The sequence below is a fragment of the Bartonella sp. AP65SXKL genome, assembly GCF_042195725.1.
GTDB lineage: Bacteria > Pseudomonadota > Alphaproteobacteria > Rhizobiales > Rhizobiaceae > Bartonella.
In genome coordinates, this window is the sequence record NZ_JBHIOW010000009.1 from 22344 (window position 1) to 39210 (window position 16867).

Annotated in this window: 11 protein-coding genes and 1 tRNA gene; 4 read left to right on the forward strand and 8 right to left on the reverse strand. The window is 37.3% G+C overall.

The features are described from left to right. Positions 1–317 precede the first annotated feature (317 nt). Positions 318–394, reverse strand: a tRNA-Arg gene (locus tag ACFIMP_RS06475). A gap of 263 nt (positions 395–657) precedes the next feature. Between ACFIMP_RS06475 and ACFIMP_RS06480 the strand changes: the two genes are divergently transcribed. Then, positions 658–1431 carry an NAD kinase gene (locus ACFIMP_RS06480; RefSeq protein WP_375612145.1) on the forward strand — a complete coding sequence of 258 codons (774 nt, stop codon included), beginning with the start codon at positions 658–660 and terminating at the stop codon, positions 1429–1431. A 146-nt stretch (positions 1432–1577) separates the two neighbouring features. Then, the gene (locus tag ACFIMP_RS06485) at positions 1578–2981 is read left to right on the forward strand and encodes a DEAD/DEAH box helicase (RefSeq protein WP_375620798.1); all 1404 of its coding nucleotides are present in this window, start codon (positions 1578–1580) and stop codon (positions 2979–2981) included. 59 nt (positions 2982–3040) lie between these two features. Here the strand turns inward: ACFIMP_RS06485 and gltX (ACFIMP_RS06490) are convergent, their stop codons facing one another. The 7 genes from gltX (ACFIMP_RS06490) to ACFIMP_RS06520 all read right to left on the reverse strand — a co-directional run bounded on the left by gltX (ACFIMP_RS06490) (position 3041) and on the right by ACFIMP_RS06520 (position 13370). Continuing rightward, positions 3041–4414, reverse strand: coding sequence for a glutamate--tRNA ligase (gene gltX / locus ACFIMP_RS06490; RefSeq protein ID WP_375686147.1), 1374 nt, complete (start codon positions 4412–4414; stop codon positions 3041–3043). Between the two features lie 10 nt (positions 4415–4424). After that, positions 4425–6086 (reverse strand): NAD+ synthase, encoded by a 1662-nt coding sequence (locus ACFIMP_RS06495; RefSeq protein WP_375613481.1) that lies wholly within the window; start codon positions 6084–6086, stop codon positions 4425–4427. 119 nt (positions 6087–6205) lie between these two features. Then, positions 6206–7585, reverse strand: a complete 1380-nt coding sequence (locus tag ACFIMP_RS06500) for a class II 3-deoxy-7-phosphoheptulonate synthase (RefSeq protein ID WP_375686148.1) — start codon at positions 7583–7585, stop codon at positions 6206–6208. A 68-nt stretch (positions 7586–7653) separates the two neighbouring features. After that, positions 7654–9045: a glutathione-disulfide reductase gene (gene gor, locus ACFIMP_RS06505; protein ID WP_273790686.1), complete on the reverse strand. Its 1392-nt coding sequence runs from the start codon at positions 9043–9045 to the stop codon at positions 7654–7656. A gap of 203 nt (positions 9046–9248) precedes the next feature. Next, positions 9249–9818: a DUF2059 domain-containing protein gene (locus tag ACFIMP_RS06510; RefSeq protein ID WP_375612140.1), complete on the reverse strand. Its 570-nt coding sequence runs from the start codon at positions 9816–9818 to the stop codon at positions 9249–9251. A 106-nt stretch (positions 9819–9924) separates the two neighbouring features. Beyond that, on the reverse strand, positions 9925–10629 hold the full coding sequence (rpiA, locus tag ACFIMP_RS06515; RefSeq protein WP_375613478.1) for a ribose-5-phosphate isomerase RpiA: 705 nt from the start codon (positions 10627–10629) through the stop codon (positions 9925–9927). A 482-nt stretch (positions 10630–11111) separates the two neighbouring features. After that, the gene (locus tag ACFIMP_RS06520; protein WP_375613477.1) at positions 11112–13370 is read right to left on the reverse strand and encodes a ComEC/Rec2 family competence protein; all 2259 of its coding nucleotides are present in this window, start codon (positions 13368–13370) and stop codon (positions 11112–11114) included. 111 nt (positions 13371–13481) lie between these two features. Here ACFIMP_RS06520 and gltX (ACFIMP_RS06525) point away from each other — a divergent pair, with 111 nt between their 5' ends. Beyond that, on the forward strand, positions 13482–14912 hold the full coding sequence (gltX, locus tag ACFIMP_RS06525; protein ID WP_375686149.1) for a glutamate--tRNA ligase: 1431 nt from the start codon (positions 13482–13484) through the stop codon (positions 14910–14912). A 261-nt stretch (positions 14913–15173) separates the two neighbouring features. After that, positions 15174–16469 (forward strand): citrate synthase, encoded by a 1296-nt coding sequence (gene gltA / locus ACFIMP_RS06530; RefSeq protein WP_375613475.1) that lies wholly within the window; start codon positions 15174–15176, stop codon positions 16467–16469. Positions 16470–16867: the final 398 nt, after the last annotated feature.

A 16867-nucleotide genomic window follows, 5' to 3' on the forward strand; every position in this document is an offset into this window, starting at 1 on the left:
CTCAAAACAATATATTTAGCGATCTACTATCAACATCGCCAGATCAGTTGTACAATAACATATTGAATTAAATGTACTTTTTAAATGTTTATAGTTAAATTGAAAGCATATTTAGATAACCTTGCTTTTTTATCTCGATATTCAAAATGACTAACCGAAAAATTATATACGCAGCCGTAAATTTTACTTCTCTTAAAATCATTTGCTTATTCGCTGCAAAACTTAATAAACAACTCAAATAACCATTTTCATAAAAGAGGAAATTGGCTTCTTTTTAGGTAATCTTGTTATTTAGGATGATATGAAGTTGAAGAATTTGGTGCACCCGACAGAATTCGAATCTGTGACCTCTGCCTTCGGAGGGCAGCGCTCTATCCAGCTGAGCTACGGGTGCTTCACACTGATTATTAAAATCAGTTATGGTCTTTTAACTAATCATACTCTTAGCTTCAATGCTAAATTATCATTCTAATAAAAAAATTACTCGTTTGTAATTTATCTAACAACGCATTCCTTTTACTTTTTAATGATACTTTACCTTGAAATAACTTCTCTTTATTCAATGCTCTTTTTATTATAAAAAGAGCTTTTATTACAACTTCAAAACTCTCAAAAATAAGTTACAACATAAATTATAAGTATCAGGATAATTTTTAAATGGCTACATTACCAAGTCGCTTTCATTTTATTTCCGCAGAAACTGAGGAGGCTATCAAAGCTACCCATAAATTAATTTCCGTTTATGGTCATTCTTCTCTGGAAGAAACTGATATTGTTGTTGCAATCGGTGGTGATGGGACAATGTTACAAACCGTACGAGATGTCATGAACACAGGCAAACCTATTTATGGTATGAATCAAGGTTCTGTAGGGTTTCTTATGAATGAATTTCATGAAAAAAAATTGCCCAATCGTATTGCTGCCGCACATAAAAAAGAAATCCATCCCCTGCGCATGATTGCAAAATCTGAATGTCAAGATTCTATCGAGGCGCTTGCAATTAATGAAGTATCCCTCTTTCGGCAATCTTATCAAGCGGCAAAAATTCGCATCACCATTGATAACAACGTACGCATGGAACAATTAAGTTGTGATGGTGTCCTCGTCGCTACACCAGCTGGATCAACCGCCTATAATTTATCAGCACAAGGACCTATCTTACCTCTTATGGCTCCCCTTATGGCCCTCACTCCCGTTAGCCCTTTTCGCCCTCGGCGTTGGCATGGAGCTTTGCTTCCCGATACAGTAACAGTGCGCTTTGATATGCTTGAACCTGACAAACGCCCTGTAAACGCTGCTGCAGATAATATTGAAGTTAAATCTGTCCATTCAGTTACTATTTCAATGGCAACAGAAGTAACAGCTTCAATCCTTTTTGACTCAAATCATTCATGGGATGAGCGCATTTTATCAGAACAATTTCGCTATTAATGATTGTATTATGCGTTTTATATGTATATGATTGTTATAGTTAGTTTTTTTTGTGAAAACATCTTAACACTTTTAAAGAGTGTAAAATATTGGTTATAATCATCATTAGATAGCGCAGTTAAAATCACAGAGCAGTTGATAAAAAAATGATACCATCTTTAAACAGTTTTGATGATTTAGGTCTTTCCGCAAAGGTTATTAATGCAGTGAAATCAGCGGGGTATACAGCTCCGACACCTATTCAAAGTGAAACAATTCCGCATGTCCTTCAAAGAAAAGACGTTTTAGGAATCGCCCAAACGGGAACAGGTAAAACCGCCTCTTTCGTATTGCCTATGCTCACTCTCCTTGAAAAAGGTCGTGCAAGAGCACGAATGCCCCGTACGCTCATCTTAGAACCAACAAGAGAAATTGCAGCTCAAGTTGAAGAAAATTTCGATAAATACGGAATAAATCATCGTTTAAACGTTGCTCTCTTGATTGGTGGGGTATCTTTTGAACTCCAAGATCGCAAACTTGAACGAGGAGCTGATGTTCTTATAGCAACACCAGGGCGCCTTCTTGATCATTGCGAGCGCGGTAAACTACTCCTGATGGGCGTTGAAATCCTTGTGATTGATGAAGCTGATCGCATGTTGGATATGGGCTTTATTCCTGATATTGAACGCATCTGTAAGCTAACCCCTTTTACGCGTCAAACTTTGTTCTTTTCTGCAACAATGGCGCCAGAAATTACAAAACTAACGAAACAATTTTTACATTCTCCCGTATCTGTTGAAGTTACAAAAGCTTCCTCAACAGCTACCACAATTACACAACGGCTTGTCAAATCTGGAAATAAATCATGGGATAAAAGAGCGGTTTTACGAGAACTTATCCAAAATGAAGGTGCAGAGCTTCAAAATGCAATCATTTTCTGTAATCGAAAGAGAGATATTTCTGAACTTTTTAGATCGCTCATCAAACATAACTTTAATGTAGGGGCACTTCATGGAGATATGGACCAATATTCGCGCATGAACACCCTAGCTGATTTTAAAAATAATAAACTTACACTTCTTGTTGCTTCTGATGTTGCTGCCCGTGGACTCGATATTCCAGCTGTAAGTCATGTATTTAACTATGATGTTCCTACACATGCTGAAGACTATATCCATCGAATTGGTCGTACAGGGCGTGCAAATCGTAGCGGAAAAGCCTTTACAATCGTTACAAAAGCTGATCAAAAATATATCAATGCCATCGAGGAAATGAGTAATGAAAAAATTGAATGGCTCAATGGAGATCTCTCAACTTTAATAGCCGATGATCAAACAGAAGATATTGTTGTAAAGAAAAAATCTTCAAAACCATCAAAGAAAACTGCTCCAAAAGAGACTGTTGCTCACACTAAAAAATCTGTAGAAGAGAATAAAACAGAATATATCAAAAATGCAAATAATAAGGAGAAGCCATCTGAGCAACAACGCTCACGAAAAAATAAGAATTACACACCTATTGGATTTGGTGATGATATTCCTGCTTTCATGCTTATAAAAACATGTAAATAAACCCGTTCTCTACTCTCTTTTAGAGTGAAATGAACGAAATACTTTTAAAAAATCCGCTCTTATTTCCTAGAGAGCCTTTCCGTTACCTTTTCACGCCCTAAAAGCTGCAAAATTTTTCCCATTTCAGGTCCATGATCCATGCCCGTAAGTGCCTGACGTAATGGCATAAATAAAGCTTTTCCTTTTCGACCTGTTTTTTCTTTTAATGCTGTTGTCCAAATTTTCCAACTTTCCTCATTCAAAGCACCTTCAGGTAAGAAATCGAGTGATTGGTGCACAAAAGCACGATCCTCTAGTGCTACTGTATCAAAATTCTGTTCATCATGAATGATTTTCCACCAAAAAACAGCCTCATTGACTTTATTAATATTGCTTCTTATCGCGTTCCAGAAATATTCCGCCTTATCTCCCTCAATAGAAAGTTTTTTAAGGTGCATTTTTACTTCCTCATAGGTTAACTCATGGACAAGATGACTATTCAAAGCAAGAAGATCAGCAATATCAAATTTTGCAACGGATCTTGACGTATCTTGGAGATTAAAATGCTCTAAAAGCGCAGCTTGATTGGGATAGGGATGCACATTTTGCGATGTCCCAATCAAAACGGCAAGGCATTGAACAGCTATAGATTCAAATCCTTCTTCCCGTAGAGAACGAATAGAAAGATCATTATTACGTTTTGAAAATCCTTTTCCTAAAACTGTCGCCAATAAATTGGTATGAGCAAAAACCGGTAATTCTGCATTAAGAGCTTTAAAAAGAGCAATTTGAGCGCCTGTATTTGTAATATGATCATCCCCACGAATAATATGCGTAATAGCCATATCTACATCATCAACAATAGACGGCAATGTATAAAGATAGGTTCCATCTTCACGAATAAGAACAGGATCTGAAAGAGAAGCTAAATCAATCGTCTGCTTTCCCTTTATTGCATCATTCCAGCAAACTTCTGTTCGCTTTGTGTGTAAAGGATCACTTTCAAAATTAGGAAGAAGAAAACGCCAATGGGGTTTACGACCTTGTGATTCAAAGTTTTTTCTCTCTTCTGTTGTCAACTTCAATGCTGCACGGTCATAAACAGGAGGCAATTTGCGTGAAAGCTGGATTTTACGACGCCGCTCTAATTCCTCTGTTGTCTCATAACAAGGATAAAGAAGGCCACGTTGTTTGAGAATTTCTGCCACTTCATCATATCGATTAAATCGCTTGGATTGGTAATAAATTGCATCTGGTTGAATACCAAGCCATTCAAGGTCAACAGCAATAGCATCGATATATTCTTGTTTAGAACGTTCAATATCTGTATCATCATAGCGTAAAATAAATTCTCCCTTATACGCTTGCGCATAAAGCCAGTTGAAAAGCGCAATACGGATATTGCCAATATGAATATAACCTGTTGGAGAGGGAGCAAAACGAACTTTAACCATAAAATAATACTCAATTTTTATCGCGAAAATGATTGACTATAGGATAGCGACGATCGCGTCCGAAATTTTTGTAACTGATTTTTACACCAGGCGCAGATTGACGCCTTTTATATTCGGCACCATAAAGAAGCTGTTCAACTTTCGCAACAGTTTCTCGTGAATGTCCACGTTTAACAATATCACAAATACTCATGTCATTTTCTACAAGAGATTGTAATATATCATCTAAAATAGGATAAGGCGGAAGAGAATCTTCATCTTTTTGATTTTCCCGCAGCTCTGCAGAGGGTGCTTTTTCTATAATATTGGATGGAATGATCATTCCTTCTGGTCCTCTCAAATTGTGCAAGTGATTTTTATTGCGCCACTCCGCTAATGCATAAACCTGCATTTTATAAATATCTTTAAGAGGATTAAACCCGCCATTCATATCCCCATACAGTGTTGCATATCCCACAGCCATTTCTGACTTATTGCCTGTCGTTACCACCATTGAGCCGAATTTATTTGAAAGCGCCATTAAAAGTGTACCGCGTATACGACTTTGAAGATTTTCCTCTGTGACGTCAGAGGGTAACCCTGAAAAAACAGGTGCCATTGTCTTTAAAAAAGCCTCAACAGGTTGTGCAATCGGTATGATTTCATAACGACATCCCAAAAGATCAGCACATTCTTTGGCATCTTTTAATGATTCTTGCGAAGTATAATGATAGGGCATCATAATGGTGCGAACCCTCTCAGCACCAAGAGCATCCACCGCCATTGCCGTACACAGGGCTGAATCAATTCCTCCTGAAAGACCAAGAATAACATCCTTAAAGCCGTTTTTATTAACGTAATCTTTCAACCCCAAAACACAAGCTTGATAATCAGCCGCTAATCCATTGAGAAGACTTTCATTAGGACCTGAAATACAGTGCCATCCCGTCGTTGTTTTTTGCCAATGGCTTAAAGCAATATGGCTATCAAAGTGTTTCATTTGAAATATCTTTTTGCCTTGTCCATTCAAGGCAAAAGACCCACCATCAAAAACGAGCTCATCTTGACCACCTACTTGATTAGCGTAGATAATTGGCACTCCAGATTGTAGAGCCTGTGTATGAACAACGTCTATACGTTTTAATGTTTTATTACGATAATAAGGAGATCCGTTAAGGACAAGAATAATTTCCGCTCCTTTATCTTTAAGCTCTGTACTAAGAGAGGAATCATTCCAAAGATCCTCACAAATGACTATTCCTAATTTAATTCCATGATAGACAATAGGCTGAGGACGTGGACCTGAAGAAAATAAACGCTTTTCATCAAATTCAGCATAATTAGGTAAATCAAACTTCAAACATTCGGCAATGACTCTCCCTTCATCAAGAACCATGACAGCGTTGTAAATATTACCATTGCGCCTTAATGGAAGACCAATGACAATTCCTGGTCCGCCTACGGTTATCTTTGCTAACTTCTCAACAGTCTCTTCACATGTTTTTGTAAAAGCAGGTTTTAGAACAAGATCTTCCGGCGGATAAGCACTTATAAAAAGTTCCGTGAATAAAACAAGATCAGCCCCCTCTTCTTTGGCCTTTTGATGCGCCATGACAGCTAAAGAAAAATTCCCCTCAATATCACCGACAATAGGATTTAATTGGGCAATTGATACCCGAAAATCATTTTTCATAAGCCTTTGTATCATTTCATCAGTTTAGCAACCACAACTTTATTCTTCATCATCGGAAACATCATTTTTTAAAATTCTTTTCTGCCATAATGACCTAAAAATATTAGGCAAATTTTTGCCTACCCCCCAGCAGCAATTGCTAACGAGTCAGTCACGCGATTTTTTTTAAGGAGTTCAGCAACAAGAAAAGCCAATTCTAACGCTTGATCTGCATTTAACCGTGGATCACATTGCGTATGATAACGATCAGATAAATCGTCCACAGAAATGGCGTGCGCCCCTCCTGTACATTCAGTAACATCACGACCTGTCATCTCAATATGAATGCCTCCTGGATAAGTTCCCTCTCCACGATGCACTGCAAAAAAATTCTCTACTTCTTTTAAAACATAATCAAAGGGACGCGTCTTATAACCATTGGCAGTAATTGTATTGCCATGCATTGGATCACATGACCATATAACCGCACGCCTCTCGCGTTCAACGGCACGGATGAGTTTAGGCAGATAACTTTCAACTTTATCATAACCAAAGCGCGTAATGAGAGTAAGCCGCCCCAACTCGTTTTCAGGATTTAAAATATCAATTAATTTTAAAAGCTCATCAGGCTCAATGGAAGGACCACATTTTAATCCTATAGGATTCTTAATGCCGCGACAATATTCAACGTGAGCATGGTCAATCTGACGCGTACGGTCACCAATCCATAGCATATGACCAGATGTTGCATACCAATTTCCTGAAGTTGAATCAATCCGAGTCAAAGCCTCTTCATAACCAAGCAACAGTGCTTCATGACTGGTATAAAAAGATGTTTCACGCAATGAAGAATGTGTTTTGGATGTAATCCCTATAGAACGCATAAAATCAATTGCTTCAGAAATACGCTCTGCCAATAATTCATAACGTTCTCCCTGCGGACTGTTAGAAACAAAACTCAACATCCATGTGTGAACATTTTCTAAATTAGCATAGCCACCTTGTGAAAAAGCACGCAATAGATTAAGTGTTGCCGCAGATTGGCGATAAGCCATAGACATCCGTTGCGGATCTGGAATACGAGAACCGGCTTCAAATTCAATGCCATTAATAATATCCCCACGATAAGCAGGAAATTCAACCCCCTCTTTTCTTTCTGTATCAGAAGAGCGAGGCTTTGCAAATTGACCAGCAATACGACCAATTTTAACAACCGGTTTAGAACTACCAAAGGTTAAAACAATCGCCATTTGCAAAAATACGCGAAAAAAATCACGGATATTATCAGCTTCATGTTCTGCAAAGCTTTCGGCACAGTCACCACCTTGTAATAAAAAAGCTTGGCCTTTCGCAACGGCTGCTAATTCATTTTTTAAATCACGTGCTTCACCGGCAAAAACTAAAGGAGGATAGCTTCTCAGTTTTCGCTCAACATCTTCTAACATAGACTTATCCGGATAAGTCGGAACTTGTTTAATTGGCCTTGTTCTCCAAGTGTCAGGCGCCCATTCTTTTATCATTACACTCTCTCTAAAGATTAAGCTTAAAGATTAGCATATCAAAAACTTTTTACCATAATATATGCTGTTTAACTTTCTATTTTCTTCCCATTTTCATATATATAACTTGGTTTATACATTGTTACCAATTCTTCTGCCATCGTTGGATGCACTGCCATCGTCTCGTCAAAAATATCCTTCGTCAGCTTACCCTTGAGAGATATCCCTATAAGCTGTGCCATCTCACCAGCATTTTCCCCTAAAATATGAGCGCCCACAACAATACGGCTTTCACCATCAACAATGAGTTTCATAAGCATTTTCTCTGAACTACCAGAAAGAACATTACGCATAGGACGAAAAACTGTACGATAAATTTCAAGACGCTTATAACGCTTTACCGCCTCTTCTTCTGAAAGACCCACCGTTCCAATCTCTGGCTGTGAAAAAACTGCTGTTGTAATTAAATCATAATCAGGTGTTGTGGGAATATTCTCAAATGCTGTCTTAACAAAACACATTGCATCATGAATCGCAACAGGTGTTAATTGAATATGACCTGTTACATCACCAACAGCCCAAATATGGGGGATATTTGTTGTCATTTTCTCATCAACAACAACTGCACCAAATTCATCCACTTGAACACCTGCCCTATCAAGTCTTAAACCCGTTGTATTTGGTACACGCCCCGTAGCCAACATAATCTGATCGGCACTGATTATTTTCCCATTTGATAAAACAACTTCATAACAATTTTCTGCAGCCTGCACTTTAGAAATTGTTATTCCGTAGAGAATAGAAATCCCTTTTTCAATCATTGCATCGCTGAGCAATTGCCGCAAATCATGATCAAAATTACGAAGGATTAAATCACTCCGATGGAGGAGTGTTGTTTTTACACCTAATTCATGAAAAATATTAGCAAATTCAACACCAATATACCCTCCACCAACAATGACTATTGATTTTGGGAGTTGATCAAGGTCAAAAATCTCATTAGAAGTAAGGCAAAATTCACCACCTTCTATGGGAGTATTTTGTGCAAATTTTGCTCCCGTTGCAATCAAAATTTTTTCTGCACTTACCCGCTCACCCGTGGCAGAAAGCTCTAATGTGTGATCATCTATAAAAGTAGCACGACTTTCATAAATATGCACATTGTTATTTTCTAATCCCTTACGATACAGCCCTTCTAACCTTGATATTTCTTTATTTTTAGCTGCAACCAACTTTTCCCAGCTAAAAATTGGATCCGCATATTCCCACCCAAAACCAACACTTTTCTTAAATTCTTTTACATATTGTGATGCATAAACATAAAGTTTTTTGGGAACGCAACCACGAATAACACAAGTGCCCCCTATACGATATTCCTCTGCTATAGCGACCCGCTTGCCAAGACCTCCAGCAAGCCGTGCTGCACGCACTCCACCAGAACCACTTCCAATAACAAATAAATCAAAGTCAAAAGAGCCCACGAATTATTCCTTCTTATACATCTGCAAGAGTAGGCTAAGATCTTTTATTATCAAATGAAAGTCTTTTTTTCTTTTGAAGAAGCCTTTTTTATAAAGCAGTATTCTAAAAAGACTTATTCTCATTAAAATATTTAAAACGGCGGGAAAACCGCCGCTATTAAAAAAATCAGAAATTGCCCATTGTTGTCATGATATCGATCAAGCTATTTTTTATTTTCTGAAGATTCTGATTTTATAGGCATATTTGTAGGCATAGTAGAATTATTCAAATTAAGTGTTTCAGACATCTCTTTTTTCACATTTTCTACAAGATCCCGCATAAGAGCAGTACGCCATATATCAAATGCTGAATAAGAATCACGTGCAATATTGGGGACTTCTGTCAAAAACTTTTTACCGGTATCAGAATTATAAAATGTTGTTATCGCATCAAGCTCTTTTTGAGTAAAATATTTTGCATATACATGAGCAATCTCTTTTTCTAGATCAGAGCGCCTTTTAATTAAAGCAAGCGCCTGCTTATCAACAATATCAGAAATAGCTGTTGCCAAATTCGGATCATCGCTAATCAGTTCATTTTTGAAATCATGGACCGCATTTGGTAAAAAGCTATCAAATTGATCCGTTGCATGAATAGCTCTGATTGCCTTTCGCGCTGAATCTAAATGTTGATCACTCACACCTTGTGCATAAGCCATGCCAACATTCACAACAAAAATAGCAATTGCACTAAAATATACGACAAAACGCTGAAAAGAAAATATTATTTTCATTTAATGATTACCCCGATCGCTAATTATAATTTTAATTCGTTATTCTACCTAAAATCTTTAAGACCCTTTTTTACTGTGCTAACATATCATCATGTAAATGCCTTTTCTAAAAATCAAACGGTTCTAAAACTTTTATTTGACCATCAGCCATAGCGACAATTGCACGTGAAGCCAACCCCAAAAAAAGGCCATGCTCAACAACACCAGGAATAGCAAGAAGTGCATCCGATAATGGTTTTGGTTGCAAAATGCAGCCCCAAAATGCATCAAGAATAAAATGGCCACCATCTGTTTCAAAAGGATTTTTTCCATTCATTCGCAATGCAATTTTTCCAGAAAGCCCTAAATCATCAGCGACTTTTTCAATGGCTCTGCATGTTGTGTGGATACCAAATGGATTAACTTCAATTGGTAGTGCAAAAGCACCAAGTCTTTTTACCACCTTTGTTTCATCCGCAATGACAAGCATTGCACGAGATGCCGACGCTACAATTTTTTCATACAACAATGCTCCCCCTCCCCCTTTAATGAGCATCATCTCAGGACCAATTTCATCTGCTCCGTCAATATCAAGATCCAGCTCAGGTATTTGTTCTAAAGTGCTAACAGGCACTCCAAACTTATGACAGAGTTGTTCAGAATATTTTGAAGTAGCAACACCAGTCACCCGCAAACCATCCGCAACACGCTCACCTAGAAGATGAATAAATTCATTGACTGTCGAACCAGATCCGATACCAAGCCGCATACCATCTTCAACAAACTCAAGCGCTTTAATAGCTGCCATTTTTTTTAACTGCTGAACATTCATGAATGACTTTGCCTTCTATCCGTATAAGCAGCATTTATCACCCCTATTACCACCGATAATAATGATAATAAAAGATAACCTCTTGACGCAATCTATTTAAATTGACCATCATCTCTTGCTTGAAGAGATGTTACTCGTTATAGAAATATATGATAAGAATAAAATAGAATAATCAACAATTATCTTTTTTATTTCTTTGAGAATATTTGTTAGCATTTTTCTCATTCAATAAGAATTTTTGATTTATTTTGTGCTATCAATAGGATGCACAAAGATGCACATATCAATTTTTTTGAAAAAATTAAAATGATCAGATATAAAAAATCATCTATTTCTAGAAAACTGTAGATTATTATCTCATTTCAATAACGTTGATAAACTTACCAATTTAAATACCGTAAAATATTATGAGAAAAGTCTTCTGTTATTTTTTGTTTTGTCATTATCCAAATGTGAAGCAAAATATGACTGATTATATGTTTTTATGAATGCTGTCTGTGCATATTCCATGGTCTATGAAACCCTAGCGAAGACCAAATAATATCTCCACCTTTGGTCATCATAACGCTTCCTCGTGATAACAATTGTTGAGGTATAAATACTATTTTTGCCTTCTTGTAACAAGTTGGATTATGCATCACAAATGTCTGAATGAGAATATCTGCCTCTACACATTGATCTGTTTCTCTCTGTAAAACGATCACTTTTAATCCATTATCCAATAAAGATGTACATACATGATAATCACAAATAAATTGTCCGTGTAACGAAGGACCATATTTTGTTGGTTTAATCGTTTCATTCACACGAAATGACTTTTTCCATATGGATGTCGTGAACTTAGAAATATGGTAACGATCAATATATAATTTTTTATCATGAATAACGCCCACGAGGCGCATATTATCTGCTATAATCAGTTGTACAGGTGAATGCAATACACAAATAGAAACACCTGCCAAAATAAACAAACTAAAAAAGAGCCGGATGGGTGTTTTGCAAAAAGTCAGTCCAACCAAGCCTATGCTCAATAAAACTAACGCTGATAACGGCATAAAACCAGGATTCAAATCAGGAGAAATAGCCTTGATAGCATGTGCAATCTTTATTACAAGATCAACTCCAAAACCCATAATTTGAAGAGGAAGCCATTCGAATCCTCCTAACATTGCAAGAACTGCGATTAATCCAAAGGGAATGACAAAAATTGAGATGACAGGCAAAGCAAAGGCATTACTGATAATGCTCAAAGATGCCATATTAGAAAAATGATAAGCAGCATAAATTCCACTTGCACTCCCTGCAACAAAGGAAGAAGCACATGTTGAAAGAATCGATAAGAAAACAAAATTTATCACTCCCCCTCCAACATAAGAGGGAGTTGTTTTTCTTTTACGAAAAAATGATCTTCCACTCCACCAATCAAAAAAAGCGATCAAAGCAGCAGTCGCAGAAAAGGACATTTGAAAGCTAGGACCTAATATTTCATGGGGTGTCATCGCCAGAGTTATCAACCCTGCAATGGAAAAATTACGCATTGTTATAGCAGAGCGATTACACAATATAGCAACCAACATAACAGCAATCATCACAAAACTTCTTTGCGCTGATATTGCTAAGCCCGACAATAACAAATAAAAAGCTGTTATCATAAAAGCAACGATAGCAGCAAATTTTTTACTGGAATAATAGGAAGAAAAAACTGGAAAAAATGCTAAAAAACTACGGATACTCAAAAGAACTATGCCGCTTAACAACGCCATATGTAAACCTGATATTGATAAAATATGAGCTAATCCAGCTGTACGTAATGCTTCATTTGTCTCATTTGAAATACCAGCACGCTGCCCTGTTATGAGGGCAGCTGCAACACTCCCCTTTTCTCCTTCAAGGGCTATACGGATTCTTTGTGTCATCTTCGTGCGTAAATTTTCAATTTTCTGTAGAATGATAGCGAATATTCCATCAGGCTGCGAAACGGATATTTTTCTTGGTTTTCCTAAATAAACGCCTTGTGCTCCAATTCTTTTAAAATAATTATGAAAACTAAAATCGTAGCCTCCTGGACGCACCGGCCCAGAGAATGCACGAATCTTAACTTTTCCATGCAATCCATCACCAATCGCTAAGCCAGATGGCAAATATCTTGCCGATAAACGAACACGATGAAGACTATGGCGTAATACGGGATTTTCTGTATTCAAAATATCCAAAACTAAACGAAATCCTCCTTTGGCACCTGACTCAATAGAAACAATTCTTCCCGTCAATGTAGTGACAATGTCACTGCTTAGCATGGGTGTTGCAATACGCCACGTTTCTATTTTTGCCGCTAAAGCACCCAATATAATACAAAACAGAAACCCCACGGGAATCGATATTTTTCGATAAAAACGTGCTACATAGAATATTCCCAGAAAAATACTGACCAACGCCCCCAATTGTCCCCAACTTGGTTCCCACTCTAAATGAAAATAGAAAATGATTCCTAGGGCAAAAAAGACTAAAATCAGCGAAAAAAGGATACCAAAAGAAACTTCTTTATTAATACAATCTTCTAACCATTTGCGAAAAAAAATGATTACTTCTTTTAAGAGTGTCAATAAAAAAAGTTTTTGTTGATTATAGCTACTGTTCTTTGCATCATCATACCTAGAAAAAACACTCTGCCCTATCTGACATGGTTTTTTTCTTTCTGTAACAGATTTTTCGGATAAACCCTCTTTACTTTTATAAAACATCAGTCCCCCACTTTAACTCGCAATACGGCTATTGCACGCCCCATCACTTATGCTAACATGACTTTTCTATAAAATTCCATAAGTAATATCTTAGTTTAAAGGAAAATATTCGTGTCTGTTATTACTCGTTTTGCCCCTTCACCCACTGGCTTCCTTCACATTGGTGGTGCTCGTACTGCTCTTTTTAATTGGCTTTATGCAAAACATACCGGTGGAAAAATGCTTTTACGAATTGAAGATACAGACCGAGAGCGTTCAACCGAAGCAGCTGTAAAAGCCATTATAGATGGCTTGCACTGGATGGGTCTTAGTTATGATGGCGCCCCTATTTCGCAATTCGAACGAGCAGAACGTCACCGCCAAATCGCTGAACAGTTGGTCAAGAATGGCAAAGCATATTATTGTTATGCTTCACCTGAGGAGTTAGCTGAAATGCGTGAAAAAGCCCGTTCAGAAGGGCGCCCACCACGTTATGATGGACGTTGGCGTGACCGTGATAGTTCTGAAGCTCCTAAAGGTGTTAAGCCTGTTATTCGCATCAAAGCCCCTCAAGATGGAGAAACGATTGTACATGATCGTGTTCAAGGTGATGTCCGTTTTCCTAATAAAGATCTCGATGACTTTATTATTTTACGTTCTGATGGTTCGCCTACCTATATGCATGCTGTTGTCGTTGATGATCATGATATGGGCATCACACATATTATACGTGGTGACGATCATCTTACCAACGCAGCCCGACAAACGATTATCTTTAAAGCAATGGGATGGGACATTCCTGTTATGGCCCATATTCCTCTTATCCATGGTGAAAACGGTGCAAAATTATCAAAGCGACATGGTGCGCTCGGTGTTGATGCCTACCGAACAATGGGATATCTTTCTGCTGCTTTGCGCAATTACCTTGTCCGTTTAGGTTGGAGTCATGGTGATGACGAACTGATGTCACTTAAAGATATGATTTCTTGGTTTGATATTGAGGATATTAACAAAGGTGCTGCTCGTTTTGATCTCAAAAAGCTCGATTCCATCAACGGACACTATATGCGTATGAGTAATGATCAAGAACTTTTTGATGCCGCTCTTAATATTCTACCAGAAACCGATAGGGGAGCACAAATTATTGAAAGACTTGATGAAAAACGCCGTGTTCAATTTTTAAAAGCAATCCCGCATTTGAAAGAACGTTCAAAAACACTGTGCGAACTGATTGACAATGCCTCCTTCATTTTTACGCAACGACCTTTACAACTTGATGAAAAAGCTCAAATGCTCTTAGATAAAAATGGACGAACCATTTTAAACGATCTTTATCTTGCTCTGAAAGCGTGCCCCTCTTGGGATACAAAAACTCTAGATGAAACACTTCGCTCTTTTGTCCAAACACAGAATCTCAAATTTGGATCTATCGCCCAACCACTTCGCGCAGCTCTTACAGGATGTGCAACATCACCAGGTGTTTTGGATATTCTTATTTTATTAGGACGCAATGAATCCCTTCATCGCATCAAGGACCAACTTATCACAACAATATGCCCATGATGTGCACTGAGTATATTTCCTCAAATAAGGATCTATACAGATATCTCAACGCGCCCTAAAAGAGTTTTTTATGTTATATCATTGAAATACATTTCTTATTGAGTAATAATGATCAATAAGGAAATATTTTTAGATTGCATGTACTCACTTTTAGAGGCAATCTACCCTTAAATAAGTAAGAAAAGCTTCAGTTATACATCCCCCACTCTGATGAAGCAGAGTCTTAATTTTTAGAAGTGAAGGATCTGAAAGGAATACCGAATGTCTGAGAATAACGCATATATTATTGTGAATGATAAAAAAGTAGAGCTTCCCTTGCGTAAAGGCACGAGTGGACCTGAAGTCATTGAAATTGCTTCTCTCTATAAAAAAACCGATATTTTTACTTATGATCCTGGTTTTACTTCAACAGCTTCTTGTGAATCAAAAATTACTTATATCGATGGTGATAAAGGCATATTGCTTTATCGTGGTTATCCTATTGATCAATTGGCTGAAAAAGGAGACTTTCTCGAAAGTTGTTATCTTTTACTTTATGGTGAACTCCCAACACAGCAAGAAAAAAATGAATTTGATCGATGTATTATGCAGCATACCATGGTCCACGAACAATTTGCACGCTTCTTCCATGGCTTCCGTCGTGATTCTCATCCTATGGCCGTCATGGTTGCCTGCCTTGGCGCTATGTCTGCGTTCTATCACGACTCTATTGATATTACAGATCCTCACCAGAGAATGATTGCTTCTGTTCGTCTTATCTCAAAAGTTCCAACGCTTGCTGCTATGGCCTATAAATACAGTATTGGACAAGCATTTGTTTATCCACGTAATGATCTTAGTTATGCTGCAAATTTCCTCCATATGTGCTTTGCTGTTCCTTGTGAAGAATATAAAACAAACCCTGTGCTTGCTCGGGCGATGGATCAAATATTTACCCTTCATGCAGATCATGAACAAAATGCTTCTACATCTACGGTACGTCTTGCTGGATCCTCAGGTGCTAATCCGTTTGCCTGTATTGCAGCAGGTGTTGCATGCCTTTGGGGACCAGCACATGGTGGTGCCAATGAAGCATGCCTAAAAATGCTACAAGAAATAGGTTCTATTAAAAGAATTCCTGAATTTATTGCACGTGCAAAAGATAAAAATGATTCTTTCCGCCTTATGGGCTTTGGGCACCGTGTCTATAAAAATTATGATCCACGTGCAAAAATCATGCAAAAAACCTGTCATAAAGTTTTAAAAGAACTCAACATTCAAGATGACCCTCTTCTTGATATTGCAATAGAGCTTGAAAGAATTGCCTTAAGTGATGAATATTTTATTGAGAAAAAGCTTTATCCCAATGTTGATTTCTATTCCGGCATTACATTAAAAGCTCTAGGTTTTCCAACTGAAATGTTTACTGTCCTTTTTGCATTGGCGCGCAGTGTCGGGTGGGTGGCACAATGGAAAGAAATGATTGAAGACCCTGCACAAAAAATTGGTCGTCCTCGACAACTCTACACAGGCTATGCTATGCGTGACTATGTTCCTATAGATGAACGTGCAAATTAAAAAAAGAAATCAATAAAGCTTCAATTTACTGAAGCTTTATTGAGAGTAATCAAAAAACATCCTTTAAAAATTTTTATAAAACGTGATTTTAAAACTCTTTCTACAGAGATAACATCATCATAAAAATTTACTAAAAAATTCTAAGTTTTAGCTCTGTAAAGAAATTGAGAATACTCTTCTGCAAATTAGCCAAACATTTAGCAAAAAGAAATTGAAAATTTTACCTTATAATCCTCATTATCTTTAATGGAAATGTATTCCCTATCATTCCCCCATGTTTAAAAGCCTTATTACATATTAAAATCTAGCAATGTCAGAATTTTTCTTTCTATCTTCTTCAGATAAAATTGCAAAAAGCTTACATTAAGTGCTTCTCTAATTAGAATAAAAACACTTTT

Bases quoted from the DNA above. Each gene is read 5' to 3' on its own strand.
- ACFIMP_RS06480 (WP_375612145.1), top strand. From the start codon at position 658: ATGGCTACATTACCAAGTCGCTTTCATTTTATTTCCGCAGAAACTGAG.
- ACFIMP_RS06485 (WP_375620798.1), top strand. From the start codon at position 1,578: ATGATACCATCTTTAAACAGTTTTGATGATTTAGGTCTTTCCGCAAAG.
- gltX (WP_375686147.1), bottom strand. From the start codon at position 4,414: ATGGTTAAAGTTCGTTTTGCTCCCTCTCCAACAGGTTATATTCATATT.
- ACFIMP_RS06495 (WP_375613481.1), bottom strand. From the start codon at position 6,086: ATGAAAAATGATTTTCGGGTATCAATTGCCCAATTAAATCCTATTGTC.
- ACFIMP_RS06500 (WP_375686148.1), bottom strand. From the start codon at position 7,585: ATGATAAAAGAATGGGCGCCTGACACTTGGAGAACAAGGCCAATTAAA.
- ACFIMP_RS06510 (WP_375612140.1), bottom strand. From the start codon at position 9,818: ATGAAAATAATATTTTCTTTTCAGCGTTTTGTCGTATATTTTAGTGCA.
- rpiA (WP_375613478.1), bottom strand. From the start codon at position 10,629: ATGAATGTTCAGCAGTTAAAAAAAATGGCAGCTATTAAAGCGCTTGAG.
- ACFIMP_RS06520 (WP_375613477.1), bottom strand. From the start codon at position 13,370: ATGTTTTATAAAAGTAAAGAGGGTTTATCCGAAAAATCTGTTACAGAA.
- gltA (WP_375613475.1), top strand. From the start codon at position 15,174: ATGTCTGAGAATAACGCATATATTATTGTGAATGATAAAAAAGTAGAG.